This window comes from Vibrio sp. S11_S32, assembly GCF_014694465.1.
In the GTDB taxonomy this organism is placed as follows: domain Bacteria; phylum Pseudomonadota; class Gammaproteobacteria; order Enterobacterales; family Vibrionaceae; genus Vibrio; species Vibrio algicola.
Genome location: NZ_JAAUWS010000004.1, coordinates 142830 through 169144 on the forward strand (window position 1 = coordinate 142830; position 26315 = coordinate 169144).

Annotated in this window: 23 protein-coding genes and 1 pseudogene; 16 read left to right on the plus strand and 8 right to left on the minus strand. The window is 41.8% G+C overall.

Annotated elements, in window-relative coordinates; translation table 11 throughout:
- Positions 1 to 72: 72 nt before the first annotated feature.
- The 5 genes and pseudogenes from HC723_RS17865 to thrS all read right to left on the minus strand — a co-directional run bounded on the left by HC723_RS17865 (position 73) and on the right by thrS (position 4238).
- A pseudogene (locus HC723_RS17865) lies at positions 73 to 551 on the minus strand (YgjV family protein).
- A 470-nt stretch (positions 552 to 1021) separates the two neighbouring features.
- Positions 1022 to 1375, minus strand: coding sequence for a 50S ribosomal protein L20 (gene rplT / locus HC723_RS04360; protein WP_153447207.1), 354 nt, complete (start codon positions 1373 to 1375; stop codon positions 1022 to 1024).
- A gap of 43 nt (positions 1376 to 1418) precedes the next feature.
- Positions 1419 to 1613, minus strand: a complete 195-nt coding sequence (gene rpmI, locus HC723_RS04365) for a 50S ribosomal protein L35 (RefSeq protein WP_027695677.1) — start codon at positions 1611 to 1613, stop codon at positions 1419 to 1421.
- A gap of 144 nt (positions 1614 to 1757) precedes the next feature.
- Entirely contained in the window at positions 1758 to 2309 is a 552-nt protein-coding gene (gene infC / locus HC723_RS04370) for a translation initiation factor IF-3 (RefSeq protein WP_153447208.1), read from the minus strand.
- A gap of 3 nt (positions 2310 to 2312) precedes the next feature.
- Entirely contained in the window at positions 2313 to 4238 is a 1926-nt protein-coding gene (gene thrS / locus HC723_RS04375; RefSeq protein WP_153447209.1) for a threonine--tRNA ligase, read from the minus strand.
- Positions 4239 to 4694: 456 nt separating this feature from the next.
- Between thrS and HC723_RS04380 the strand changes: the two genes are divergently transcribed.
- From HC723_RS04380 to artM, 6 genes are all read left to right on the plus strand, one after another.
- Positions 4695 to 4997 carry a hypothetical protein gene (locus HC723_RS04380; RefSeq protein WP_190338330.1) on the plus strand — a complete coding sequence of 101 codons (303 nt, stop codon included), beginning with the start codon at positions 4695 to 4697 and terminating at the stop codon, positions 4995 to 4997.
- 279 nt (positions 4998 to 5276) lie between these two features.
- Complete coding sequence (locus tag HC723_RS04385; RefSeq protein ID WP_153447211.1) at positions 5277 to 5990, plus strand: DUF3581 domain-containing protein; 714 nt, start codon at positions 5277 to 5279, stop codon at positions 5988 to 5990.
- A 337-nt stretch (positions 5991 to 6327) separates the two neighbouring features.
- The gene (gene artP / locus HC723_RS04390; RefSeq protein ID WP_342365662.1) at positions 6328 to 7056 is read left to right on the plus strand and encodes an arginine ABC transporter ATP-binding protein ArtP; all 729 of its coding nucleotides are present in this window, start codon (positions 6328 to 6330) and stop codon (positions 7054 to 7056) included.
- 63 nt (positions 7057 to 7119) lie between these two features.
- Complete coding sequence (locus HC723_RS04395; protein WP_153447213.1) at positions 7120 to 7851, plus strand: arginine ABC transporter substrate-binding protein; 732 nt, start codon at positions 7120 to 7122, stop codon at positions 7849 to 7851.
- A 95-nt stretch (positions 7852 to 7946) separates the two neighbouring features.
- The gene (artQ, locus tag HC723_RS04400) at positions 7947 to 8648 is read left to right on the plus strand and encodes an arginine ABC transporter permease ArtQ (protein WP_153447214.1); all 702 of its coding nucleotides are present in this window, start codon (positions 7947 to 7949) and stop codon (positions 8646 to 8648) included.
- Positions 8645 to 9319, plus strand: coding sequence for an arginine ABC transporter permease ArtM (artM, locus tag HC723_RS04405; protein WP_153447215.1), 675 nt, complete (start codon positions 8645 to 8647; stop codon positions 9317 to 9319). The genes artQ and artM overlap by 4 nt, the downstream gene beginning before the upstream one ends.
- A gap of 86 nt (positions 9320 to 9405) precedes the next feature.
- On the opposite strand, the gene ydiJ is transcribed toward artM, so the two are convergent.
- On the minus strand, positions 9406 to 12624 hold the full coding sequence (gene ydiJ, locus HC723_RS04410) for a D-2-hydroxyglutarate dehydrogenase YdiJ (RefSeq protein ID WP_190338332.1): 3219 nt from the start codon (positions 12622 to 12624) through the stop codon (positions 9406 to 9408).
- Positions 12625 to 12875: 251 nt separating this feature from the next.
- Between ydiJ and HC723_RS04415 the strand changes: the two genes are divergently transcribed.
- Together HC723_RS04415 and HC723_RS04420 are read left to right on the plus strand one after the other, a co-directional pair.
- On the plus strand, positions 12876 to 13568 hold the full coding sequence (locus HC723_RS04415) for a DUF2786 domain-containing protein (protein WP_153447217.1): 693 nt from the start codon (positions 12876 to 12878) through the stop codon (positions 13566 to 13568).
- A gap of 144 nt (positions 13569 to 13712) precedes the next feature.
- Entirely contained in the window at positions 13713 to 13898 is a 186-nt protein-coding gene (locus HC723_RS04420) for a hypothetical protein (RefSeq protein WP_153447218.1), read from the plus strand.
- Positions 13899 to 14068: 170 nt separating this feature from the next.
- On the opposite strand, the gene aqpZ is transcribed toward HC723_RS04420, so the two are convergent.
- Positions 14069 to 14773 carry an aquaporin Z gene (gene aqpZ / locus HC723_RS04425; protein ID WP_153447219.1) on the minus strand — a complete coding sequence of 235 codons (705 nt, stop codon included), beginning with the start codon at positions 14771 to 14773 and terminating at the stop codon, positions 14069 to 14071.
- 335 nt (positions 14774 to 15108) lie between these two features.
- On the opposite strand from aqpZ, the gene HC723_RS04430 reads away from it, so the two are divergent.
- The 4 genes from HC723_RS04430 (at position 15109) to HC723_RS04445 (ending at position 20053) form a co-directional block, all read left to right on the plus strand.
- Positions 15109 to 15516, plus strand: coding sequence for a hypothetical protein (locus HC723_RS04430; RefSeq protein WP_153447220.1), 408 nt, complete (start codon positions 15109 to 15111; stop codon positions 15514 to 15516).
- A 229-nt stretch (positions 15517 to 15745) separates the two neighbouring features.
- Positions 15746 to 16849 (plus strand): phosphoribosylaminoimidazolesuccinocarboxamide synthase, encoded by a 1104-nt coding sequence (locus tag HC723_RS04435; protein WP_153447221.1) that lies wholly within the window; start codon positions 15746 to 15748, stop codon positions 16847 to 16849.
- 544 nt (positions 16850 to 17393) lie between these two features.
- The gene (locus HC723_RS04440) at positions 17394 to 19085 is read left to right on the plus strand and encodes an NAD-dependent malic enzyme (RefSeq protein ID WP_153447222.1); all 1692 of its coding nucleotides are present in this window, start codon (positions 17394 to 17396) and stop codon (positions 19083 to 19085) included.
- 197 nt (positions 19086 to 19282) lie between these two features.
- The gene (locus HC723_RS04445; RefSeq protein WP_446751386.1) at positions 19283 to 20053 is read left to right on the plus strand and encodes a SanA/YdcF family protein; all 771 of its coding nucleotides are present in this window, start codon (positions 19283 to 19285) and stop codon (positions 20051 to 20053) included.
- Here the strand turns inward: HC723_RS04445 and HC723_RS04450 are convergent, their stop codons facing one another.
- Positions 20054 to 20290, minus strand: a complete 237-nt coding sequence (locus tag HC723_RS04450) for a diguanylate cyclase domain-containing protein (protein ID WP_190338347.1) — start codon at positions 20288 to 20290, stop codon at positions 20054 to 20056.
- A 318-nt stretch (positions 20291 to 20608) separates the two neighbouring features.
- Between HC723_RS04450 and HC723_RS04455 the strand changes: the two genes are divergently transcribed.
- The 4 genes from HC723_RS04455 to cydC all read left to right on the plus strand — a co-directional run bounded on the left by HC723_RS04455 (position 20609) and on the right by cydC (position 26207).
- On the plus strand, positions 20609 to 21445 hold the full coding sequence (locus HC723_RS04455; RefSeq protein ID WP_153447224.1) for a DUF2797 domain-containing protein: 837 nt from the start codon (positions 20609 to 20611) through the stop codon (positions 21443 to 21445).
- Between the two features lie 175 nt (positions 21446 to 21620).
- The gene (gene trxB, locus HC723_RS04460) at positions 21621 to 22577 is read left to right on the plus strand and encodes a thioredoxin-disulfide reductase (protein ID WP_153447225.1); all 957 of its coding nucleotides are present in this window, start codon (positions 21621 to 21623) and stop codon (positions 22575 to 22577) included.
- Between the two features lie 131 nt (positions 22578 to 22708).
- A complete protein-coding gene (cydD, locus tag HC723_RS04465) occupies positions 22709 to 24493 on the plus strand; it encodes a heme ABC transporter permease/ATP-binding protein CydD (protein ID WP_190338333.1) in 1785 nt (594 codons plus the stop codon).
- The gene (gene cydC, locus HC723_RS04470) at positions 24486 to 26207 is read left to right on the plus strand and encodes a heme ABC transporter ATP-binding protein/permease CydC (protein WP_153447227.1); all 1722 of its coding nucleotides are present in this window, start codon (positions 24486 to 24488) and stop codon (positions 26205 to 26207) included. The genes cydD and cydC overlap by 8 nt, the downstream gene beginning before the upstream one ends.
- Positions 26208 to 26315 lie beyond the last annotated feature (108 nt).

Below are 26315 nucleotides of genomic sequence, written 5' to 3' on the forward strand. Positions count from 1 at the left end.
CAATAAAATGTCGTATTTGGCACTTTACCTAAAGCATGTCGGTGTGAACAGTTCATCCACAGAAAATAGCAGTTAGCTTACCAAAATTGGCTTTTTGCCATAAATTCTATAATAGCCCACCGCACAACTCACTATAAATACAATATCGATAAGTACCGCTACTGGCGATCCGACAATATAATCATGCACACACCAAACTGTCATGGCAATCGTCATTAACAAGCGCATCAATTTATCATTATGGCTAAACGATGCTTTGGTATTTAGCAACAAGCCATGCAACTTAACACACTGGTTAATCCACTGAATGTCACCACAGTGGCGAGCATTGTCACAAAATAAAATAGCCATTTCATTCTAGGGTCGAAAAAGAAAATTCCAGCTAAATAACGACAAGCCCCAATCAAAAGCAAACATGCAGCGGTCCATTGCCCGAGCAGTGCAAAATGTGCGGCAATTAAAAGCGCTGAAATACATAATGCAGTCAACAATGAAGTACGGTTTTTAAACTGAAATGAGGCAATATCAAATAAAGCTGCTACGCCTACCATATTTGTGATGCAATAAAAAAGGACATCAGCCCTCCACTAACAATAACAACGATAAAAAGAATGTAGGATGCTCATTATTCACCCGAAATGGCTTATAGCAAGCTGCAAAATTGCGTTCTATTTTGACGTGCTAGTTATATGTCGAATCTTTTGAGCAAGGTTTTGAAGTGCTAATTACAGGGGAGGTATATATCGCCACCGCTTGAGTTGGAATCGAAGAGTCAAGAGCATGAAAACACGAGGATCTTGTGCTAAATGTGGTCATTGTACAATCCTCATATCGGTGAGCGGTTAAATTTAGTAGGACTCACTGTACTTTAATTGCGCACCGCTGTCACTGTTGCGTCCATTAAAAATCATTCGTGTCAATATTGATATACCTTTAATACTTATATGGATTAACGCCATATTTCAGGTATAAAAAAAGAGAGCCGAGGCTCTCTTTTTATTATTCTAATAACTGGTTCTAATTAAAGAGCAGCTTTCGCTTTTTCAACTAGTACTGCAAATGCAGATTTGTCGAATACAGCGATATCAGCAAGGATCTTACGATCGATCTCGATAGATGCTTTCTTAAGACCGTTAATGAAACGGCTGTAAGATAGACCATTTTGACGAGAAGCAGCGTTAATACGAGCGATCCATAGTTGACGGAACGTACGCTTTTTATTGCGACGGTCACGGTATGCGTATTGACCAGCTTTTGTAACTGCTTGGAAAGCTACGCGGTAAACACGTGAACGTGCTCCGTAGTAACCTTTAGCTTGCTTTAGAACTTTCTTATGACGTGCACGAGCTTGTACACCACGTTTTACGCGAGGCATTATGTCTCTCCTAAACTATTAAAATTAACTAACTAACAAAAAATTAAGCGTATGGAAGCATACGTACAACACCAGCAACTTCACATTTAGGAAGAATGGCGTTTGGACGAAGCTGACGCTTGTTTTTAGTAGTACGTTTAGTCAGGATATGACGTTTTGTCGCGTGCTTAAATTTAAAGCCGCCACCAGTTTTTTTGAAACGCTTCGCAGCGCCTCGGTTTGTTTTCATCTTAGGCATTGGATGAATAACTCCGCATTGTATGTATTAATCACTCTATGTGTTAATAGACATATCGGTTAATAATATGTAATTAGGGCGAACAAAACCTCGCACCTTACCGTTAAGTTTGGCGTGAGGTTTTATTACTTGTAAGGCCGTTAATTACTTCTTTTTAGGGGCCAACACCATGATCATTTGGCGACCTTCTATACGCGTTGGGAAAGATTCAACCACTGCTAACTCTTCAGTGTCCACTCTCAAACGCTTAAGAACGTCTACGCCAATCTCTTGGTGAGCCATTTCACGGCCACGGAAGCGAATAGTTACTTTCACTTTGTTGCCGTCTTCAAGGAAACGCGTCAGGTTGCGTAGTTTTACCTGATAGTCTCCGATATCAGTTCCAGGACGGAATTTAATTTCCTTAGTCTGGACCTGTTTTTGCTTCTTCTTTTGCTCTTTAGTCGCTTTGCTCTTTTCAAAGAGGAATTTACCATAGTCCATCACACGACAGACTGGTGGTTCAGCGTTTGGACTGATTTCTACCAGATCCATACCAGCTTCAAGAGCCGTTTCGAGGGCTTCATCAATGGTGACAACACCAACTGGTTCACCGTCAGCACCTGTTAAGCGCACTTCGGTCACGCCACGAATTTCATCGTTTAAACGATGCTGGTTTTGCTTGGCCGGTTGTTGGCCTTTTCTTCCGCCTTTAATAGGTTATTCCTCCAGATTGAGCTTACGGCTTGAAACTTCGGTTTGAAGATATGAAATTAAATCTTCAATTTTGAATTTACCGAGGTCTGTGCCTTTTCGAGTACGTACTGCGACTTCGCCAGCTTCCATTTCTTGGTCACCACAAACGAGGATGTACGGTACACGCTTTAATGTGTGTTCGCGGATTTTAAAGCCTATCTTCTCATTTCTCAAGTCCGCTTTCACTTTAAAGCCAGATTTTTGCAATTTTTGTGCAACTTGTTGCACATAATCGGCTTGTTTATCGGTAATTCCCGTGATCACAGCCTGTTCTGGCGCTAACCAAGTTGGGAAGAAACCGGCATATTCTTCGATCAAAATACCGATGAAACGCTCGAGTGACCCTAAAATCGCACGGTGAATCATAACAGGAACGAGACGTTCGTTACTTTCACCAACGTAAGTGGCACCTAAACGGCCTGGTAAATTGAAATCGAGCTGTACTGTACCACATTGCCATGCACGATCTAAACAATCATGTAAGGTAAATTCAATTTTCGGTCCGTAGAATGCACCCTCACCTTCTTGAATTTCGTATGGAATTTCCATTGATTCTAAGGCAAGTTTTAAATCGCTTTCAGATTTATCCCAGATCTCATCACTGCCTACACGCTGTTCAGGGCGAGTAGATAATTTCACTTCGATATTTTCAAAACCGAAAGTGTTATAGACATCGTAAACCATCTTAATACACTGGATCACTTCATCTTGGATCTGCTCTTCAGTACAGAAGATATGGGCATCATCTTGAGTAAAACCACGCACACGCATAATGCCGTGTAATGCGCCAGACGGTTCATTACGGTGACAAGAGCCAAACTCTGCCATGCGTAGTGGTAAATCACGGTAAGATTTCAGGCCTTGGTTGAAGATCTGTACATGACCTGGGCAGTTCATTGGTTTGATCGCGTATTCACGGTTCTCTGAAGAAGTGGTGAACATCGCATCAGCGTACTTATCCCAGTGGCCAGAACGTTCCCAAAGCACACGATCCATCATTAATGGACCTTTTACTTCTTGGTAGTCGTATTCAGTCAGTTTTTCACGCACAAAGACTTCTAGCTCACGGAAGATTGACCAACCATTGTGATGCCAGAACACCATACCCGGCGCTTCTTGCTGCATGTGGAATAAATCTAAGTGCTTACCAATTTTACGGTGATCACGCTTAGCGGCTTCTTCTAGACGAACAAGATGCTCTTTTAATTGTTTTTTATCAGCAAATGCAGTGCCGTAAATACGTTGCAGCATTTTATTGTCGCTGTTACCACGCCAGTAAGCCCCTGCTACGTTAAGTAGTGTGAAGTTTTGGCAGAAGCTCATATTTGGCACATGAGGACCACGACACATGTCGATATATTCTTCATGGTGGTATAAGCCTGGACGGTCGTCACGAGCAACGTTTTCGTCCAAGATTGCAATTTTGTATTCTTCGCCGCGAGACTCAAACGTATCGCGCGCTTGTTGCCAACTAACATTCTTTTTCACGACTTGATATTTGGTTTTGGCTAACGCTTTCATGCGCTTTTCGATCGCATCAAGATCGTCTTGAGTTAATGAGTGCTCAAGATCGATGTCGTAATAAAAGCCACGGTCGATAGTTGGACCAATCGCCATTTTTGCTTCTGGGAACAATTGCTTAATTGCATGTCCAAGCAAGTGAGCACAAGAGTGACGAATGATTTCTAAACCATCCTCATCTTTAGCAGTAATGATTTGTAAGCTCGCATCGTTTTCAATTAAGTCACACGCATCCACACGGTTACCGTCTACACGACCAGCAATCGTAGCCTTTGCAAGACCAGGACCGATAGAAAGTGCAACATCCATAGTAGATACAGCGTTGTCGAATTGGCGAGTACTGCCATCAGGAAGAGTAATTACAGGCATGATTTGTCCTATTACAGTGGTGCCACATACCAAGTAGCACATGATTTATTGAAGCTCACTCGTTAATGAGTAAGTTAATGTTTTCAACCTCGACTATGGATACTATGTTTTAAACCCATTAGTAGCCACACAAAAGTTAAGCGACATATTGTAAGGAAATTGCTCAAAATTGAAAGTGTTCTCGCGCAATAAAAATAATTACTCACTATTAATCATCTTCCTAGGAGGCTATTACATCCACTTATTGAGCTTGGTAAATGATTTGGCTACTTTTTATCTCTACGACAACTCTAATTAGTTTGATTATAAACTGGTGAATTAAGATATTTTTGTCTAAAGTTGTTAATGATTAGTTAGTAAATCACACATTTTTCCTAAACGAAATAATACAACGAAAAAGTGATAATAAATAAAACCGATTAATTTTAGAATGTTCATTGTGACAAGGAAGAATCTATGGTCAGTGCAAAAGAGTTTGCATCATGGTTAAAAAATAAATTCCTACAGGAAAAACAAGGGGTGACTCTCAGTCGCGAGGACATTATGCATTTGACTGGTCGCCAATCCTTTAACTTGGATTTTGTACACGATACTCATTATGAACTTATGCGCTTTAATATCGCTTTCGTTACTGATACTGCCCGAGAACATTTTTTCTTGATCCCTCTCACCGATGCAAAAAACTGGCGTGAAACATTGGAACGTCAATTTGAAAAAGAGCTGTACTGCAATATTTATCCTATCGAGCGTTCTGGCTAATTTAATACCGTGAATTCATTACACTCTTTCCAGTATGCCTTTTTAGCAGGATATCTTTTTCGTACCATACCCTTACACAAAGTGTTTCCTCTTTCCCGATTAAGCTTAAGTTTCAGGCTGCATAAACGCCAAAATGCCTGAGATTTTCTGCCTAAACCTCGTAACGCTCCAAAATCCCGCTTAGGTGACCTGTTTTTTCACATTTATTTTCACTGGAATGACCATTTATATTGAATAGTCATATATAATCGCGGCTGTTTTTATTACCAGTAGTGATTTATGTTCTTAAAACCTTATGTATCCACGGAAGGCAATACCTTCGAGTTTACTCGTGATCAAGCGAGCAAGTTTGCCAAAAGAGTAGCTGGCGATTTCAATCCTATTCACGATGAAGATAGTAAGCGCTTCTGTATTCCTGGCGATCTATTATTTGCCGTATTATTACAGAAAAAAGGTATCAGCGAAAAAATGAGTTTTCGCTTTTCAGGAATGGTTGCAGATGGTGTCCCTCTACATATAGAGGAAACTACGGCTAACGAGATTGCACTTTTAGATGATAAAGGCAAAGAGTACTTACACATGCACCATGAAGGTAAGGTTTGTAACAATGATGTTTTTATCGAACATGTTGTCACTAATTACGTTCAATTTTCTGGTCGAAACTTCCCGCACATTATGGTGCCATTAATGGAAGAGCAACAGCAGATGTTTAACTGCAAGCGCCCATTAGTGATCTATGAAAGCATGGATATTGAATTTTCTCGTTTAGATTTGACCCATCCTGAAGTTGAATTTTCAGGCGCCAGTTTTGATGTTTCCGGCAAACGAGGAATTGTAACGTTAAATTTCGCCTTTAAAGAACAAGGTGAAGTCGTTGGTCGTGGGGTGAAACGCATGATTGCGAGTGGCTTAAAACCTTTTTGTAGTGAAGAACTCAACTATTTTGTCGACATTTTCAATAAACGCAAAGAAGCTTATTTAGCGGCACAGTAATTACATGATCAAATGTATCAATGACGTCTGACGCTATTCATAGCTTAGATCTTATGTTAACTGCCAGTAGCATTCAAAATAAAAGCCAAAGAGTTAAAGCTCTTTGGCTTTTTTTATTCATTGCCTTTTCTTTTTTCAATTCTAAAACCTCACTCAATAAGCATCAATATAAAAACAAACCTGAAACATTATCATAACAAATGTCGTATAGTCGGGCTGTTTATTCGCCAATTTTAGGGTATTCGTCTTGACTCTTTATTTTAAACAATTTTTTCTTGCATAATATGGCGTACTGATTAGTATATCTAGCCAGTGACAATTAATGCAGTATGAGAGCATGACTATTCAAATTAACACAATCAACAAATTCTATGGCTCGACTCAAGTCTTGCACGATGTGAGCTTCGAATGTCAATCCGGTGATACCTTAGTATTGCTAGGGCCAAGTGGCGCGGGTAAAAGCTCCCTACTTCGGATCTTGAATTTATTAGAATTACCCGACAGCGGTTCACTTAATGTTGCTGGCACCACTTATGACTTTAACCATAATATTTCTGAGAAAGACGGCTTAAGCTTACGCAAAAAAGTCGGCATGGTTTTTCAGCAATACAATTTATGGCCTCACATGAGTGTGCTCGATAATTTAATTGAAGCGCCAATTAAAGTGCTTGGTATAACGAAAGAGATGGCCAAACAAGAAGCAATTGCCATTTTGACTCAACTTCAATTAGAAGATAAAGCCGATGCTTGGCCGCTGCAACTCTCTGGTGGTCAACAACAACGTGTCGCCATTGCTCGAGCATTAATGATGAAACCGGATGTATTACTATTTGATGAACCTACTGCGGCGTTAGATCCAGAGATCACCAGTCAAATTGTCAATATCATTAAAGAATTAAGCCGCACTGGCATCACTCAAGTGGTGGTGACCCATGAGGTCGATTTCGCCAAAAAAATCGCCTCACATTTACTGTATTTAGAAAAAGGTTATGTGGTGGAATACGGAGATAAATCCAGCTTCACCAGCCCTAAAACCGACGCTTTTAAACATTACTTACAACATTAATTATTTCTTCGTACCTATGTAGGTGCAAATGATAAAAATCACAGATATAAATGGAGTTATACAATGAAAAAAATTCTTTTAGCCAGTCTCATCGCGCTTACTTCTACTCATGCTTTTGCCCAACAAGAGCTGAAATTTGCAACAGAAGCGACTTATGCACCATTTGAATACATGGATGATAGTAACCAAATTCAAGGTTTTGATATCGACTTAGCCAAAGCGCTATGTACTGAAATCAAGGCGAGCTGTACTTTCCATAACCAAGCCTTTGATAGCTTGATCCCTGCATTAAAATTCAAACGTTATGATGCCGCGATTTCAGCGATGGATATTACCGATGCTCGTCAAAAACAAGTCACCTTTACCAACGCTTATTACGACAATGCTGCTGCATTTGTCTCGAATAAGGGCAAAGTCGCCGACCAAGCCGCGCTCAATGGCAAACGCGTCGGGGTGCAAAATGGTTCAACTCATCAAAGCTATTTAGTTGATCAAATGGCCGGCGTCACCGCGGTACCTTACGCCAGTTACCAAGATGCGTTTATCGATATGCAAAATGGTCGTATCGATAGCGTATTTGGTGATACCGCAGTGGTGGCAGAATGGTTTAAAGGTAACGACAAGCTCGCTTATGTCGGTAAGCCTGTGACCAATAAACAATATTTTGGTAATGGTTTTGGGATTGCAGTCAATAAAGACAATCAAGCATTAGTCGATCAACTCAATGCAGCATTAAAAACCATCAAAGCCAATGGTCAGTATCAAAAAATCTTTGACCAATACTTTGCAAAATAACAAATAAACCCCATTACCCGATGAACCTTAGTTGCCGATAATCTTATCCCAACTAAGTTCATCGGGATCAAATATCAGTAAAACGGAAATAAAAAATGCTTTCAGGTTATTCTCTTGCTTTGGTTAACGCCAGTTGGCTGACCATTCAATTGGCGTTCAGCAGTTTAGCGGTCGGTCTTCTACTCGCAGTATTATTTGCTGGTGGAGAGATGTCTCGTTTGCGCCTGATTTCATGGCCAACGACCGCGCTAGTAACCATTATCAGAGGTTTACCTGAGCTTTTAGTCGTACTATTTATTTTCTTTGGTTCTAGCCAAGTGATTTTTTATATTACTGGCGACTATGTTGAAATTAGCCCTTTTTTATCTGGTGTGATTGCACTCTCGTTGATCTTTGCCTCTTACGCCGCCCAAAGCTTACGTGGGGCATTAAAAGCCGTACCTAAGGGCCAAAAAGAGGCGGGGAATGCTTTAGGTTTAAGTAAGAGCCGAGTTTTTATTCGCATTGTGTTACCTCAAGCGATCCGCCATGCCCTACCGGGTTTAACCAATCAATGGTTAGTACTATTAAAAGATACGGCATTGGTGTCATTAATTGGCGTCACCGATTTATTAAAGCAAGCACAATTAACATCGGCAGCCACGCATCAAAGTTTCACTTGGTATGCCACCGCAGCCATGGTGTATCTTGTGATCACGTTGATCACACAACGCGTGGTTAAAGTCATTAATAACAAATACCAACTGCAAGAAAACACCATTAGCATAAATAACAACAAAACCGGAGCCAAAGCATGAATGAACAACATATTTGGCAACTTGTCACCGGTTTACAAACTAGCCTTGAGTTAACTGTCGTCGCTTTGCTGGTGGGTTGCACCCTTTCGCTCTTAATGACCATTAGTCTGATCACTCGTACTCCGGTGATCCACTGGTTGAGTCGCGCTTTAATTACTTTATTTACTGGCACCCCACTTTTGGTGCAAATATTCTTAATCTATTACGGCCCAGGGCAATTTGAGGTGATCAAAAATAGCATCGCGTGGAATTGGTTAAGCCAGCCTTGGTTTTGCGCAATGCTCGCGTTAGCGCTTAATACTGCCGCTTATAGTACTCAACTGTTTAAAGGCGCATTTGATGCCATTCCATCAGGTCAATGGCAAGCTTGTCGCGCGTTAGGTATGAGCACCAAAACCACCCTCGGCGTGTTACTTCCTTATGCCATTCGTCGCGCGATCCCAGCGTATTCCAACGAAGTGATTTTAGTCTTCAAAGGCACATCACTTGCCAGTACCATCACTATTATGGATTTAATGGGTTACGCGCAACGCATTAATGCCCAAACCTACGACACTTTGGTGGTGTTTGGCATTGCAGGTGCTTTCTATTTAGTGGTGAATGGCGCTTTGTCTTTAATTTTCAGACAAGTCGAAAAGAAAGTGCTCGCGTTTGAAAATACTGGCCATTAAGAATAATCGCAATCTAAATCATTTGATGATCAAAAAAGCCTAGACTGAATTATCTCAGTCTAGGCTTTTAATTTGATTTACTCTCGTTACAGTATCGACAACAAGGCTTGCAGTGGGTGGCGTAATTTCTCACCTTCAAAACGCTTCACTTGGCTACGACAAGAATAACCAGTCGATAAGCATCGTTCCTTAGGCAATCGATTTAAGTTCGGTTGCCAGCTGAGTTGATAGATCCCTTGTGACATATCAAACTTATCCGCTTCATGGCCAAACGTTCCCGCCATGCCGCAACATCCTACCGCAATACTTTGTAACTGAGCGCCAAAGTGTTGGAAGATCTGCCCCCACTCTTTTTCAGCATTAGGTAGTTTGGTCTTTTCCGTACAGTGCGAGAATAGATACCAAGTTAAGCTCTCTTGATTTTGCTGTGCTTGTATATCACTGCTGTGCTGCTGCGCGACATCCTGCATAACAGGTGGTTTTACATAGTTAAAGCACTCTAGGTTAGGTTGTAGCCACTCATGCACCGACAGCACCCTAAATTGACAGGCTTGTTCACCCAGCACTTCTTTATATTCATCGCGATAACACAACACCATCGCAGGATCGATCCCCACTAAAGGAATGTCCAATTTCGCGATATCATTTAAAAACTCAGCGGTGGTGGTGGCCGATTGGGTAAATTGCTTTAAGAAACCTTTAATATGCTGCGCTTTACCATTGGGTTTGAACGGTAAAATGATTGGCTTTTTGCCCAATTTAACCGCCAGAGCAACAAAATCTGACACCACTTGTGCATCGTAATAACTGGTGAACGGATCTTGTACCACCAGCACATAGTCTTGTTTTTCTTGTTCTGATAACGCTTGTAAATACGACAAACTAAAACGGCTATCCCATTGCTTTTGAGATAACTGTTGTTTGAGGGTTGGCACGGATAATAACGGGGTATCAATATAACCAATGCTTGCCTTGGTTAAACTCTGCACCCATTTCATCCCTAACATGCCATTGACCACTTTAGGCGCGCTGGCCATTAGCGGTAACAAGCTTTCGATATTGGCGACTAAATAATCTTTGGCCGGACGTTGATAACGCGAATAATAGAGATTAAAAAAACGCGAACGAAACGAAGGAACATCGACATTGATCGGACATTGGCTGGCGCAAGCTTTACAAGCTAAACAGCCATTGAGCGCATCGTACACTTCATGAGAAAAATCGTACTGTTTTTTCTTATTTATACTGTGACGAATACGGTCAATCATGGTTTTAATTGACGTTGATTGGGTTAAGGTTTGCTGCTCGAGATCTAAAACATCAATCCCCTGCTCGGTTAACTGACGCAACCATTCACGCACTAAACCAGCACGGCCCTTGGGTGAATGACGGCGATCGGCGGTGATCTTCATCGATGGACACATAGGAGAGTTTACGTCGTAGTTAAAACATAAACCGTTACCATTACAATCCATCGCTTGATTAAAGCTATCACGAACATTAACCGGGATCTGACGATCATAAAATGCTCGTTTGGTATCCGAGACTTTCACCAACTGATCGTCGCTATCGACCGGAGTACAAATCTTACCTGGATTCATTTTATTGAGTGGGTCAAAGGCCGTTTTCACGCGGCGAAGTTGCATAAACAACTCATCACCAAAAAATTCAGGGCCATATTCAGAGCGGTAACCTTTACCGTGCTCACCCCACATTAAACCGCCATATTTGGCCACTAACTTGACCACATCGTCCGAAATTTGGTGCATCAGTTTTTCTTGTTCCGGGTCGCATAAATCCAGCGCCGGACGCACATGCAACACACCCGCATCCACATGACCAAACATGCCATAGTTTAACGAATGACCATCGAGTAAAGTTCTAAATTCGGCAATATAATCGGCAAGGTTTTCTGGAGGGACACAAGTATCTTCGGCAAACGCGATCGGTTTGGCTCGACCTTTTGCGCCGCCAAGTAAACCCACCGCTTTTTTACGCATATTATAAATTTTGTTGATGCTATCCAAATCGCTGCACACTTGAAAACCGATAATGCCGCCTTGTTCGGTTGCAAGTTTGATTTTTAGTGTCGCCACCAAATCTTCGACCAACCCATGCACTTTAGCTTCACTCGGGTCGGCAAACTCAATAATATTGATACCCTGCATGTCTTTGCCTTCGACATCGGTCAGTAAGTCACTGACGGTATGCCACACAATATCTTGCTTGGCTAAATTCAATACTTTGGAGTCAATGGTTTCGACCGAGAGCGCTTGCGCTTGTACCATAAATGGCGCGTTGCGTAACGCAGCGTCAAATGAGTTGTATTTCACATTGATTAAAGTGCGCGCTTTAGGAATTTTAGTTAGGTTCAGTTTGGCTTCGGTAATAAAAGCTAATGAGCCTTCTGCGCCGCACAACACCCGAGCTAAATCAAACTCGCCTTGTTCGGTGCGTGTATCTTCTGGCTCAGATCCACTGGTTACGGGTTTAAATTGCAACGCATTCTTGAGATCATAGCCCGTTAAAAAGCGATTCAGTGGTGGGAATTTTGCTTCTATCGCCGCGCGATTTTCACGGCAGATTTGCTCGGTTGCAAGCAGCGCTTTACTGGCAAGAGTGTCAAATTCAGGTTGAGTGTCACCTTGGGTATCAAACACAGACCCATCGGCAAAGACCGCTTGCAGTGATAACACATGATCCGAGGTTTTGCCGTATTTTAGCGAACCTTGACCGGAAGCATCGGTATTCACCATACCGCCAATTGTCGCTCGATTACTGGTAGACAGATCGGGTGAAAAGAAATAGCCATATTGACGCACCGCATCATTTAATTGATCTTTCACCACCCCAGATTGCACTCGAACCCAAGCTTGCGCTTCATTAATTTCGAGAACTTTATTCATGTGGCGAGACATATCGACCACGATGCCTTTGGTCAAGGATTGGCCATTAGTCCCCGTACCGCCACCACGGGCAGAAAAGGTCACACTCTGATATTGGTCTTGCGCGCCCACTCGCCCAATTAATTGAACATCTTGAGTATGTTTAGGATGCACCACCGCTTGCGGTAATTGTTGATACACACTGTTATCAGTCGCCATAGCCAAACGGCTGGCATAGGTTTGCTCAATATCACCGTCAAAGCCCGATTGTTTGAGTTCTTCAAGATATGTCGCAACTTTAGGATCGACAGAATAACTCTGTGTCAGGGCTGGCAACGCGCGTTTATTATTGCCGGCATTTGATGAAGTGTCCTTGCTTGTCGCTTCAGTGTTGGTGGCATTATCGTGTTTAACGACCATTGTGTTTCTGCTCCCTATCCTAACGTCATCACAGTATTGATTAGCAACACTGCGTTACCCATTCCATGTGGGATTCGGATGTTTTTATGAATTCCTTCACTTTACAACATTTAAGTTAGTGTTAGGAATAGATAATTTTGATTTTTCAGAGCAAGATTGTGATATCAAAATGCAGTTCAGCTTTATAAAGGACACGAAAAACGGTAGAATGCTCGGCTCATTTTCCTTACTCGATAAATAGCCCAAACTGAATGTCTAAACAAAAAGCGCTTAAAAAAATAGCTAAATGTCTTGAACTTGGTAACTCAGCCAATGTGAATGAGGCCGCGCAAGCAATCAAAATGGCCCATAATCTAATGCTAAAATATGGCTTAGATAAAGACGATATTGATTTCATTAAGCTCGGAAAAACTCAGTCTAGTCATTTATTACCCGCCAATATTAGCTCTAACTTGCTGCGTATTATTCGCGGTATCAACACTCGTTTTGGCGTAGAGGCAGTATTGCTCAACCATAAAGGATTAAAACGTGTCGAGTTTATTGGAGAAGCCGATCGCGCTATTTTTGCAGCGTTTGCTTTTGATATCGTTTATAGAGAAATGAATGAGCATACAGGGCAATTTCGCAATAGTTTTTCGGGTTCTGGTACTAGCAGCGCAGAAGTGACTCGTCGGGTGAATTCATTTGTTTCCGGTTGGATTGAAGGCGCATTAGAAAAGCTACCATTAATCGCACCCGATGATGATTCGGCCAATAAGATCAATAACTACATTGATAAAGAATTTGCCAACATCGATCGCGAAACCTTTAAGCAACAGTTAAGAGAGGCGATGAATAACTTCACTGCCGATTATGAAGTTGGATTAAAGAAAGGTCGGAAAATTTCAGTCAACCGCCCTATTGATGGCACAGGCAACGAACAAAATAAAAAGTTAATCGAATAATTCAACCATCCAAGATTGAGAACGATAATTTAATCTTGGGATCTAGTCGCCAGCAGTCTCTTAAACGCTACCGCTTAATGGCGCTTTTTTGAAATACAAATAACGCATTATCACTAGCGAAGAGTGATAACAACAAGGAAGAAAATGGAAAATAAACACGGAACATGCGATTGGTGTAAACAGTTTACTGACAATTTGGTTCGCTTAGATTATGTCGACGGGATCAGCAACCATTCTTGTACAGGTTGTCATGACTTAGCCAAAATCGACGTACGACAATTTAATTTGGCTGAACTGGCTTTACGCGCCAAACAAACCCGTCTGAATTAGACCGCACAAACTCAGCTATGTTACACACATTAAAAAGGCGCTGATTCTTTCTCATGGAAAGTCATCAGCGCCTTTTTTATTTTTAACAACACAACAATGAAAACCGTTCAGTGTTGATTTTCATCTCCATTCAAACCGTCATGACCAAAATTTCATGACTCTCGAATTTATTATGCTGCTGCCGCTTCGTTTTTTTCACAAGCAATAACGCGGTAGATCAGCGCACCTAGAATGCCGCCAATGATTGGCGCAACCCAGAACAACCACAATTGTGACGTTGCCCAATCACCCACAAAAACCGCCACCGCAGTACTACGAGCAGGGTTAACAGAAGTATTACTGACTGGAATAGAGATAAGGTGAATAAGGGTTAGACATAAACCAATCGCGATTGGGGCAAAGCCTGCAGGTGCGCGTTTATCGGTTGCGCCCATGATCACGATTAAGAACATCATTGTCATTACAACTTCACACACCAATACTGCCATCATAGAATAACCGTCTGGAGAATGAGCGCCGTAACCATTTGATGCAAAACCACCCGCAAGATCAAATCCGGCTTTACCTGATGCGATCAGATAAAGGATACCTGCACCGATAATACCACCAGCAACTTGCGCAATAATGTAAGGTAAAAGTTGGTTTGCCGGAAAACGACCACCCGCCCAAAGACCGATAGAAACCGCTGGGTTTAAGTGACAACCTGAAATATGACCAATCGCAAATGCCATGGTCAATACCGTCAAACCAAAGGCCAGTGCCACCCCAACAAAACCTATACCCAGTTCAGGATAGCCCGCAGCTAATACAGCACTACCACAACCGCCAAGTACTAGCCAAAACGTACCAAAACATTCTGCTAAATATTTATTCATTTTATAATTCCTTTGTTTTAAAAAATAACCGCTCAAGAGCTTTGCCTCTTTTAGACTGCTAAGTGATTCTAGCGAGCAAGCTCTAGTCCTATCCTAAACATTTATCGGAAATCACAATCGAGACTGCAATCAAATCTAAGCTAAAGACTACATTTCATTAATTACTGAAATATTAACAAGTTAGCTATATGGAAAGTTTACCTTAGTTTTTAAAAAGCACCACTAAAAAAGTGATTGTCATCACAGATGGTCATAAATAGTTCAATTTTTGACTTGATCAATCATAAAAACACAAGTACTGTGCATGCATACAGTATGGATATATGGACAGTACTATGTTGACTCAAACGAATTTCAATCAAGCATCAACCTCACACATTTTGGCAGCAAATGAAGAAACGTATTCAGCCAGTAGCCCTTTGTTTGCTCGCTTAGCCATCTTAGCCAAACAACAAAAATGGATTATATTTACTGACCAAGTGGCTCTGCCTACCGTCAGCGAATTACACATGTTTCATATTGAGGCCAAAAAAGTGATCAAGATGAAGTCATCTCAAGTGATGAGTGAAAAAGACGTGATCATGAAAGTTCTGTCCATCAATAATGCCAGCGCGATTGTGACCGGTGATGAATTTAGTCACCAAGAGCGCCAGCAAATCGAATTACAAGCGCAGCAAACTGGTTGCGAAGTCTTCTTTATTAGCCAAGCAATCCAACAAACCTTAACTCGCAATATGCATTAATGCTTAGGCTAAATATCAAAATAAGTAAATTCATAGTTTCATTTATGACCATAAAACTTGCAGCAATTAAATCTTAAGCAATCGTTTGCTTTTGTGCTGGATGGATACGCCTCTATTCTGTTATTATTCGGCTTTGTGGTATGAGAATAATACTTCTCGTGATTAATCTGATTTAGGTTATGTATTTAACTTTAAATTATTCGCCCTAGCTTTTAATAGGAATGTGGAAATGAGCCCTGCTAATCAAGTTCTTGCTGTCAATGATGATCTTCCAATCCGTACTGACAAACCAGTCCACAGTGGAAAAGTCCGCTCTGTTTATTGGCTCACCGAAGAAGATAGCCGCCGCTTAATTAAAGAAAAAGGCTATAACGTAGCAGCCGATGCCCCACTTGCCATTATGGTGATCAGTGATCGTATTTCAGCCTTTGATTGTATTTGGCGTGGCGAAGGTGGTTTAAATGGCGTACCAGGAAAAGGCGCGGCACTGAACGCTATCTCTAATCATTGGTTTCAACTTTTTAAAGACAATGGATTAGCCGATAGCCATATTCTTGATATCCCTCATCCGTTTGTCTGGATCGTACAAAAAGCCAAACCAGTCATGATTGAAGCGATTTGTCGTCAATATATTACTGGTTCAATGTGGCGAGCTTATCAACAAGGCGAACGTGAATTTTGCGGCATTGCACTGCCTGAAGGGCTAGAAAAAGATAAAGTGTTACCAGAACTTCTTATGACACCATCAACCAAAGGTATTTTAAAGGGTATTCCTAATGTGCCTGAAGCCGATGATGTTAATGTCACTCGCCATGACATTGAAAATAATTTTGCCGCATTTAACTTCTCTCAACCATCCGATATCGCTTTATATGAAAAGCTATTAAAAGAAGGTTTTAAAGTGATTAGCCAAGCACTGGATAATGTTGATCAGATTTTTGTCGATACCAAGTTTGAATTTGGTTATGTTCAAGATGCAAAAGGCAATGAAAAACTGATTTATATGGACGAGGTTGGCACGCCAGATTCATCACGTATTTGGGATAAACAAGCCTATAACAATGGTCAAATTGTCGAAAACTCCAAAGAAGGTTTCCGTCAATTTTTGCTTAACCATTTCCCCGATCCCGATATTTTGTTAAATAAAAAACGTATGCCAGAGCGTTTTTCCTTAGCAGAAGACAATGCGCTGCCCGTAGAAGAGATCATGAAAATCTCACAGACCTATCTTGCCATTGCCGAAAAAGTCACCGGTAAAACGATTGTACTGAGTGATGATCCAAAACAAGAAATCATCGATGTACTACGAAAAGAATACGATTTAATTGACTAAGTTTTCATATCACAAAATAAAGTAAGATCTAAAAATTAACGCTCCAAAAATAAAAATCGGCTGACTTGAAAGCAACAATCTCAAGTCAGTCGATGTCTTCTTATGCTCACCATTTATACCCAGAGACTCTTCACTGATCTTCCTGCTCTTAGGGCAAATACTCACCCAAACGCCACACCAGAGCATTGTATACAATGATTTGTACATTGATGTTAATTATTGAGCGGTGGAGCACGTATTTTTGTGAACTTAATGTTGTAGAATTTTAACCTTCGCACTACCTTTAAAGTACCTTTGCAGCAGCTTAGATGATTAATCTGTATAATTTGTGCGTTATAGTCAAACATAGGGCTAAAATTGTTTACAATACTCAGAACCCTTTTATCATAGAGCAATAAAGAAAAGGTCGTAACAAATTGTTACTTCAAGCCCAGTACACTGAACTATTGGTCAAGAATGTTCTTACAACTGTTAAACGCCAAAAAATAGTGCAATACGACACCATTTAAGATCCATCGATCGCGAAAAACAAAAGAGTCCGCACATGAATAAGAATGATAAACGTCCTTTATATATCACTTACGCCGGCCCAGTATTAATGGCCACCCCTCTTTTAAATAAAGGTAGCGGCTTTACCTTTGAAGAAAGAAAAGCATTTAACTTAGAAGGTCTATTGCCTGAAGCAACTGAGACCATTCAAGAACAAGTTGAACGCGCTTATCAGCAATACAAAGCTTTTGATAATGATATGGATAAACATATCTATCTGCGTAATATTCAAGATACCAATGAAACCCTTTTCTACCGACTCGTTCAAAATCACATTACCGAAATGATGCCGATCATCTACACCCCAACGGTGGGCGCGGCATGTGAGAACTTCTCGAATATTTATCGTCGTGGGCGTGGATTATTTATTTCTTACCCTAATCGTGATCGTATCGATGATCTGGTCAACAATGCCACCAGCCAAAATGTCAAAGTAATCGTAGTGACTGACGGTGAACGTATTCTTGGTCTTGGCGATCAGGGTATTGGCGGCATGGGGATCCCAATTGGTAAGTTATCACTGTATACCGCTTGTGGTGGTATTAGCCCAGCTTACACCCTACCAATTGTATTAGATGTGGGCACCAATAACCCCCAACGCCTAGCTGATCCTATGTACATGGGCTGGCGTCACCCTCGAATTACCGGTGATGAATACACCAAGTTTGTTGATGATTTTATTCAATCAATTCAACGTCGTTGGCCTGACGCACTTATCCAGTTTGAAGATTTCGCGCAAAAAAATGCCATGCCTTTACTTGAGCGTTATAAAGATAAAATTTGTTGTTTTAATGATGATATTCAAGGTACTGCAGCAGTCTCGGTGGGTTCATTGATCGCCGCATGTCATGCAGCGGGCAGTAAATTATGTGAGCAACGAATTACCTTTGTTGGCGCAGGCTCTGCTGGTTGTGGGATCGCAGAAGCGATTATTGCGCAAATGGTTGCTGAAGGATTAACCGATCAGCAAGCTCGCTCACAAGTGTATATGGTTGATCGTTGGGGCTTATTGCAAGAAGGCATGAAGAACCTACTCGATTTCCAGAAAAAACTGCGTCAGAGTAAGAAAAACATTGCGAAATGGAAAGGTGGTGAGCAAGGTTTCTCTTTGCTTGATGTGATCAAAAATGCCAAACCAACCGTGATGATTGGTGTTTCAGGTGTGCCTGGATTATTTAGTCAAGAAGTGGTTGAGGCGATGCACGCAAACTGTGCGCGTCCAATTATTTTCCCATTATCGAACCCTACTAGCCGAGTAGAAGGAACACCGAACGATATTTTCCAATGGACCAAGGGCCAAGCACTGGTTGCAACCGGCAGCCCATTTGAACCAGTACGCTATGAAGGTAAGGATTACCCTATCGCCCAATGTAACAACAGTTACATCTTCCCTGGTATTGGTTTAGGGGTATTGGCGGTTTCAGCGTCGCGTGTTACCGATGAAATGCTAAGAGAATCAAGCCGCACTTTGGCTCAATGTTCTCCACTGGCAATCAAAGGCAAAGGGGCCTTGTTACCCCCATTAGAAGAAATTAATGCGGTATCTAAGAAGATTGCTTTTGCGGTAGCCAAGAAGGCCATCGAACAAGGGGTTGCGCTTGAAATTACCGACGAAGCACTTGAAACCGCGATTAATAATGGTTTCTGGCAACCTGAGTATCGTAATTACAAACGAACAGCCTTTTAACTAAAATATGATTCAGCTAATTTGCCCACCATTTTAAAAATAGTGGGCATTTTTGTTTTTCAGGCTCACATTGACTGTTATCCTTCATGTCACATGATTTGTTATGTGACAAATTTCATTCAACTTTTTTATTGAAAAAAGTATGACATTGCGCCCCGTCACTGCGTTAAACTGTCGCCACTAGGAAAAGATTAGTTATGGAAACAGTTTCAATGCCACACAAACGCACCTTGCTTAATCGTTCATATATCATGATTACGTTGTCCATTGTTGTGACTGGCGTTTTGCTGCTGTGCCTTTCTGTTTTTGCCATTGATCGTATTATTAGCTGGAAAACCCAAGACTCTATTTACCACAATGTTGTAGATGTTCCTCCGTATAACATCGGCTTGGTTTTAGGTACCAGCAAATACATTGGTCACACTTTGAACACCTATTATTCACACCGGATAGAAGCTGCGATCAAACTGTATCAACAGGGTAAAATTCGTACATTTCTACTCAGTGGTGACAATGCCCACCGCTCTTATAACGAGCCGTGGACCATGAAGCGGGATTTATTAAAAGCAGGGGTTGAAGACAAGAATATTAATTTAGATTATGCCGGATTTAGAACTCTCGACTCAATCATCCGTGCACGAGATATTTTTCAAGCCGATCATTTCTTAATTATCACCCAAGACTTTCATTGTGAACGAGCGCTGTATATTGCTCAATATCATCATATTGATGCCAGCTGCTTGGCGGTACCAGGGCCAGTTGAAACCTCTGGATTTCATGTTCGATTAAGAGAAGTATTTGCCCGTACCAAAGCATTTCTTGATCTGTATATTTTAAAATCTCAACCGAAATTTTTAGGTCCGATTAATCCTATTTTTGGACATGAAGATAAATTAGAAGCAGAAAAGCTATCTGCTTCAGAGCAGAAAAATCTATCCCATATTGAACCAAGTCAATCGCTTAAATAATTAACGATCTTGTGGGATCGTCAACTTTTCCAACACTTCAACTCGGTTACGTCCGTTATTTTTTGCATGGTATAAGGCTTCATCGGCGCGAGCAATCATCTCGGTAATACGTTCAGAGCCTACCAACTCAGTTACACCAAAACTGCAGGTTAACTTACCAACCACGTGCCATGGGTATTGTTCAACCGCCAAACGAACTCGTTCCGCAACCCTTGCAGCAGCGGTTATAAATGCAATCCATTACAATGAGTGTTTGAGCGTCTATTGATTCAACAAACACTGCAACACCAATTTATTCCCTAACTTAATTCACCATACAAAAAAAGCACTAAATTTGATAGTCATTTATCACTAAAACCTTAGTACACTAAGGTTTTTTGATTCATATCAAATAGGAATAATATTTGGAATAACCACGCTAGGAACAATCGCTATTGATAGTTTTAAAATCATATTTTCACGTTTACTTCACACCTTTTATGTTAGTGATTAATATCGCGAATTGTTATCGCTAAAAAATCCGGTAAACTGTTTATTTTACTACTAGGTTTAAGCATGACTTTTAGCATTACAGGAACATTGGCCAAACTGCATTCCTCTCTTGATCCCCAACAAAACAATCAAGTTCAGTATCGCCTGCCGGTTGGCGATCAAAGCGTTGACCTAATGCCTTATATTGGGCATGTGATCACCTTGACTCACTCGGGTAATATTTTTTGCTCATCTTGCGGTAAAAAAACCAAAAAGAGTTACTCACAAGGCCATTGCTATGTGTGCATGAAAAAATTAGCCAGCTGCGATATGTGCATAATGAAGCCAGAGACCTGCCATTATGAGGTGGGAACTTGCCGTGAACCACAATGGGGCGAAGAAAATTGCATGGTCGATCATTTCGTCTATTTATCCAATACCTCAAGTGTGAAGGTTGGCATTACTCGTCACACTCAAATCCCCACTCGCTGGATCGATCAAGGGGCGACTCAAGGCCTGCCGATTTTTAAAGTAAAAACCCGTTATATCTCGGGTTTAATTGAAATTGAACTGGCCAAGCATATTGCCGATAAAACCAATTGGCGTACCTTGCTAAAAGAAGATGGCGCGCCGATGGCATTGCAAGATAAGTTTGCTGAGCTATTGCCACAGGTTTTACCAACCATTGAGGCCATTAAGCAGCAATATGGCGAAGACGCGATCGAGATTTTATCCGCTGATATCACACCGATTGACTACCCTGTTGAACAACATCCGGTAAAAATTGTTTCTCATAACTTTGATAAAAACCCCGTGGTATCTGGCGTTTTACAAGGCATTAAAGGCCAATATTTAATTTTAGATACGGGCGTGATCAATATTCGAAAATTCAGTTCCTATGAAGTGACATTTTCTGATTAACCCCAATCGTGATTAATAGGAGGCAGCCACAGTAAAACCTTATGGTAATTAGGTTTAATGCTCGGGGCTGTTGAACTATAACAAGAATGCAATCTATCGCTTTCTTTAGCGCGATATTTTCCATACAATCGCGTGATAAGAATTCGCATTCCTCTCATTTCATTTCGGAGTTCCAATGAGCAACGTTAAGCATTGTAATTTACTCATTCTTGGGTCGGGTCCTGCCGGCTACACCACTGCCGTTTATGCCGCTCGCGCCAATCTAAACCCAGTACTGGTCACCGGCATGCAACAAGGTGGTCAGTTAACCACCACCACTGAAGTTGAAAATTGGCCTGGTGATGCTGAGGGGTTAACCGGTCCTGCTTTAATGGAGCGAATGAAACAACACGCTGAACGTTTTGAAACTGAAATGTTATTTGATCATATTAATGAAGTTGATTTCAGCCAACGCCCGTTTCGCTTAAAAGGCGATTCAACCGAATACACTTGTAACGCACTGGTCATTTCAACCGGTGCTTCAGCCAAATATTTAGGCTTAGACTCTGAAGAAGCCTTTAAAGGTCGTGGCGTATCGGCTTGTGCAACCTGCGATGGTTTCTTTTATCGCAATCAAAAAGTCGCGGTGATCGGTGGCGGTAATACAGCGGTCGAAGAAGCATTATACCTGTCTAATATTGCCTCAGAAGTGCATCTGGTTCACCGCCGCGATAGTTTCCGCGCCGAAAAGATCCTAATCAATCGTCTGATGGATAAAGTCAATAACGGCAATATCATTTTGCATACTGATCGCACCCTTGAAGAAGTGGTCGGTGATGATATGGGCGTGACTGGGGTTCGAATTAAAGCAACCACATCGGACGCCGAAGAAGTCATTGACGTGATGGGTGCTTTTATTGCGATTGGGCATAAACCGAACACCGATATTTTCCAAAATCAATTAGAAATGAAAGATGGCTACATTGTGGTCAAATCAGGTTTAAATGGTAATGCTACCCAAACCAGCATTGAAGGCATATTTGCAGCTGGTGATGTAATGGATCATAACTATCGACAAGCAATAACATCCGCAGGAACCGGTTGTATGGCGGCATTGGATGCCGAGCGCTATCTTGATTCGCTCAATGATTAAAACCTCTCAAGTTAATGTCATCACCCATTAATATAGCGGTGTCTTTATTATCAGCTCCGGCGCTTTGTGCTGAGCTGATCCGCTATAAATAATGTTTATGACCCTACCCTCCAGATGGGAAACAAGCTTACATGGAAAAACAACAAAGACGCCATTTAAACCAGTGGCTCAAGCAACAAGGTAAACTGGCCAAAGTATGGCTAGGTGCCACGATCGCGCTTGGGATCGTGTCGACTTTATTTTTAATTGGTCAAGCCGGTCTACTCGCCTCGATCCTTCATCAAATCATTATTGAGCACGTTGATAAGCACCAACTCATCCCTTCCTTTATTGGTTTGGCGGCGATGATTGTTGGCCGTGCAGCTTGTACTTGGGGACGTGAAATTACCGGTTATCGTTGTGGGGAATATGTGCGGATTTATATTCGCCAGCAAATTCTCGATAAACTGCGTGATTTAGGTCCTGCTTATATTAAAGGCAAACCAGCGGGTACTTGGGCGACACTATTGTTAGAGCAAGTTGAAGATATGCAAGATTTCTTCTCGCGCTACTTGCCGCAAATGGCGTTATCGGTGTTTATTCCGTTTATTATTTTAGTGGTAGTGTTTCCTGCCAACTGGGCGGCAGGGCTTATTTTCTTGATCACCGCCCCACTTGTGCCACTCTTTATGGCTTTAGCGGGTATGAAAGCCGCCGATGCCAATAAACGCAACTTTAAAGCGCTGCAGCGTTTATCCGGTCACTTCTACGATCGTTTACAATCGATGACCACCATTCGTTTGTTCCATCGCGCTGAAGCGGAAACTGAATTACTGCGCAGTGCCTCCGATGTATTGCGTAAAAGCACCATGGATGTATTGCGGGTTGCTTTCCTCTCCTCTGCGGTTCTAGAATTCTTCACCTCACTGTCAATTGCCATCACCGCGGTGTATTTTGGTTTTAGTTACATTGGTGAACTTGATTTTGGTTATTACGGCGCTGGCATTACCTTATTTACCGGCCTGTTTGTATTGATTTTAGCACCTGAATTTTATCAACCTCTGCGCGACTTAGGCACTTACTACCACGCTAAAGCGCAAGCATTAGGCGCGGCAGAAAGCTTAGTTGAGTTTTTAGAAGCAGATGTTGAAGCCGCTAAATCGGGCACTACTGACTTACCCACTCCCGATAGCATTATCATCTGTGCCGATAATCTCGAAGTATTTAGCTCCGAAAAAACACATTTGCTTGGTCCGGTTTCCTTTTGCATTGATGCTAACCAAACTACGGCTTTAGTCGGCCCTAGTGGCGCAGGTAAAACCAGTTTAATTAATGCGATACTTGGCTTTTTGCCTTATTCAGGATCGCTGACCATTAACGGCGTTGAAGTCAAAGAGCTTAACTTAAAGCACTGGCGTCAACACATAAGTTGGGTCGGTCAAAATCCATTATTGATTAATGGCAGTATTTACGAAAACGTGATTCTGGGTCAGCATGACATTAGCGAACCCGATCTCACTAAAGTGTTAAAAGATGCCTTTGCCGATGAATTTGTCTCAAAACACGGATTGGATTATCACATTAGCGATCGCTCTGGTGGTCTTTCGGTTGGACAAGCACAACGTTTAGCCCTTGCCCGCGCCATGTTACAAAAAGGCAGCTTCTGGCTACTCGATGAACCAACCGCTAGCTTAGATGCGCATAGCGAACATTTAGTTATGACAGCGCTTAATGCCAATACTCAAGGCACCACCACACTCATGGTGACCCACCAGTTAGAGCATTTGAAACAAGTGGCCAATATTCTGGTGATGCAGTCTGGAGACATTGTCCAATCGGGTCGTTATGATGACATCCAACACACAGGACTATTTGCACAAATGCTGTCTTCAAAACAACAAATGGATAGCGAGAATAAGGGGAATTTAGATGCGTGAGTTACTGCCTTATCTCAAATTATATAAAAAGCATTGGTTTAGCCTTTCACTGGGAATGCTATTAGGTTTTGCGACCTTAGTGGCCTCTATCGGCTTATTGACTTTATCCGGTTGGTTTATTGCAGCAGCATCGGTTGCCGGTTTAACCATTGCCCGTCAATCTTTTAACTATATGCTGCCAGGCGGCGGTGTGCGTGGTTTTGCAATGGCCAGAACGGCTGGCCGTTGGGGCGAGCGAGTAGTCAGCCATGATGCTACTTTTAAGCTATTGGCTGATTTACGTATCTTCTTTTTTAGAAAATTAACCCCACTCATCCCTGGGCGTTTTTCTAAACTGCGTGATGCCGATTTACTTAACCGCCTTGTGGCCGATGTCGATGCGATGGATCATGTCTATCTGCGTCTTATCAGTCCTATCGTAGTAGGCACATTAGGGATTGTCTCACTGACTTTCTTCCTATGTTGGTTTGATATGACCATTGGCTTAACATTGGGTGGCATTTTGCTGTCATTGCTGTTGATCTGGCCAATTTTGTTCTACAAGTTAGGCAAGCATAATGGTACTCATTTAACCCAAAATAAAGCGAATTTACGCATTGCTACTCTAGATTGGGTGCAAGGTCATAGTGAATTGGTGTTATTTGGCGCAGAGCCTCGATACCGTCAGGCGATCAACGATCATCAACAAAAATTGGTGAAAAATCAGTTTAACAATGCCAATTTAACCGGCCTTGCCAGTGCGCTACTTCTGCTGGCTAATGGTTGGACTATGGTCTTGATCATTTGGATGGCCGCCGATGGCATGAATGGTCAACCACCAGGACCGATGGTGGCGATGCTAGCGTTTGCAACTATGGCGTGTTTTGAGCTGTTAATGCCTATTGCCGGCGCATTCCAATATCTTGGACAAACCTTAGAATCAGCGCGCCGTCTTAATGAAGTGCTCACCGCAACGCCAGATATACATTATCCAGCAACCGGTGTTGAGCAATGTCAAGATGCCAGCATTCAACTGCAAGAGGTGAGTTTTAAATATCAAGACAGCGAGGAATTGGCGTTAAACAAAGTGAGTATTTCGCTTGAAGCGGGCCAAAAAATGGCGATTGTCGGTCAAACTGGCTCTGGTAAATCGACTTTACTGCAATTGTTAACTCGTCAATTTGATGTCACATCAGGGGCGTTATTAATTGATAATCAACCCATCTCACAGTGGACTGAAAAAGGCTTACGCCACAGTATTTCAGTGGTGAGTCAACGGGTGGATATTTTAAATGGCACGTTAAAAGATAACCTTCTTTTAGCAAAACCAGACGCTAATGACCAAGGATTAGTCGCCATTTTACACGAAGTAGGTTTAGAGCATTTAACCGAAGGCAATGGTCTTGATGCTTGGTTAGGTGACGGAGGCCGACAGTTATCAGGTGGTGAGAAACGCCGTATTGGGATCGCACGCGCGATTTTACACGATTCGCCAATCTTATTACTCGATGAGCCAACCGAAGGTTTAGATAAACAAACTGAACAACAGATCATGCAGTTATTACACAAACACTCGGTCAATAAAACCGTGGTATTTGTCACCCACCGCTTGATTGGCCTAGACGCTATGGACTCGATTGCTTTAATGGAGCAAGGTGAGATTGTAGAGCTTGGTACTCATCAAGCGTTGTTAGCTCAGCAAGGTTTGTATCATAGGTTACATCAGCGACTGTAGTTGATACTGACTCTTTGGTTATTAGACCAACAAAAAAACCGCCAACTGGCGGTTTTTTATTCGCTTGAAATCAACCTCAAGAACGTCAATTTTCTAAGCGGTGTGATA

Excerpts from the sequence above, each read along its gene's own strand:
- aqpZ (WP_153447219.1), bottom strand. The coding sequence starts at position 14,773 with ATGAATAAATATTTAGCAGAATGTTTTGGTACGTTTTGGCTAGTACTT.
- thrS (WP_153447209.1), bottom strand. The coding sequence starts at position 4,238 with ATGCCTGTAATTACTCTTCCTGATGGCAGTACTCGCCAATTCGACAAC.
- artQ (WP_153447214.1), top strand. The coding sequence starts at position 7,947 with ATGCTTTCAGGTTATTCTCTTGCTTTGGTTAACGCCAGTTGGCTGACC.
- HC723_RS04435 (WP_153447221.1), top strand. The coding sequence starts at position 15,746 with ATGAGCCCTGCTAATCAAGTTCTTGCTGTCAATGATGATCTTCCAATC.
- HC723_RS04455 (WP_153447224.1), top strand. The coding sequence starts at position 20,609 with ATGACTTTTAGCATTACAGGAACATTGGCCAAACTGCATTCCTCTCTT.
- ydiJ (WP_190338332.1), bottom strand. The coding sequence starts at position 12,624 with ATGGTCGTTAAACACGATAATGCCACCAACACTGAAGCGACAAGCAAG.
- HC723_RS04420 (WP_153447218.1), top strand. The coding sequence starts at position 13,713 with ATGGAAAATAAACACGGAACATGCGATTGGTGTAAACAGTTTACTGAC.
- HC723_RS04445 (WP_446751386.1), top strand. The coding sequence starts at position 19,283 with ATGGAAACAGTTTCAATGCCACACAAACGCACCTTGCTTAATCGTTCA.
- rplT (WP_153447207.1), bottom strand. The coding sequence starts at position 1,375 with ATGCCTCGCGTAAAACGTGGTGTACAAGCTCGTGCACGTCATAAGAAA.
- HC723_RS04415 (WP_153447217.1), top strand. The coding sequence starts at position 12,876 with ATGTCTAAACAAAAAGCGCTTAAAAAAATAGCTAAATGTCTTGAACTT.
- trxB (WP_153447225.1), top strand. The coding sequence starts at position 21,621 with ATGAGCAACGTTAAGCATTGTAATTTACTCATTCTTGGGTCGGGTCCT.
- artP (WP_342365662.1), top strand. The coding sequence starts at position 6,328 with ATGACTATTCAAATTAACACAATCAACAAATTCTATGGCTCGACTCAA.
- HC723_RS04380 (WP_190338330.1), top strand. The coding sequence starts at position 4,695 with ATGGTCAGTGCAAAAGAGTTTGCATCATGGTTAAAAAATAAATTCCTA.
- HC723_RS04440 (WP_153447222.1), top strand. The coding sequence starts at position 17,394 with ATGAATAAGAATGATAAACGTCCTTTATATATCACTTACGCCGGCCCA.
- cydC (WP_153447227.1), top strand. The coding sequence starts at position 24,486 with ATGCGTGAGTTACTGCCTTATCTCAAATTATATAAAAAGCATTGGTTT.
- rpmI (WP_027695677.1), bottom strand. The coding sequence starts at position 1,613 with ATGCCTAAGATGAAAACAAACCGAGGCGCTGCGAAGCGTTTCAAAAAA.
- HC723_RS04430 (WP_153447220.1), top strand. The coding sequence starts at position 15,109 with ATGTTGACTCAAACGAATTTCAATCAAGCATCAACCTCACACATTTTG.
- HC723_RS04395 (WP_153447213.1), top strand. The coding sequence starts at position 7,120 with ATGAAAAAAATTCTTTTAGCCAGTCTCATCGCGCTTACTTCTACTCAT.
- artM (WP_153447215.1), top strand. The coding sequence starts at position 8,645 with ATGAATGAACAACATATTTGGCAACTTGTCACCGGTTTACAAACTAGC.
- HC723_RS04385 (WP_153447211.1), top strand. The coding sequence starts at position 5,277 with ATGTTCTTAAAACCTTATGTATCCACGGAAGGCAATACCTTCGAGTTT.
- cydD (WP_190338333.1), top strand. The coding sequence starts at position 22,709 with ATGGAAAAACAACAAAGACGCCATTTAAACCAGTGGCTCAAGCAACAA.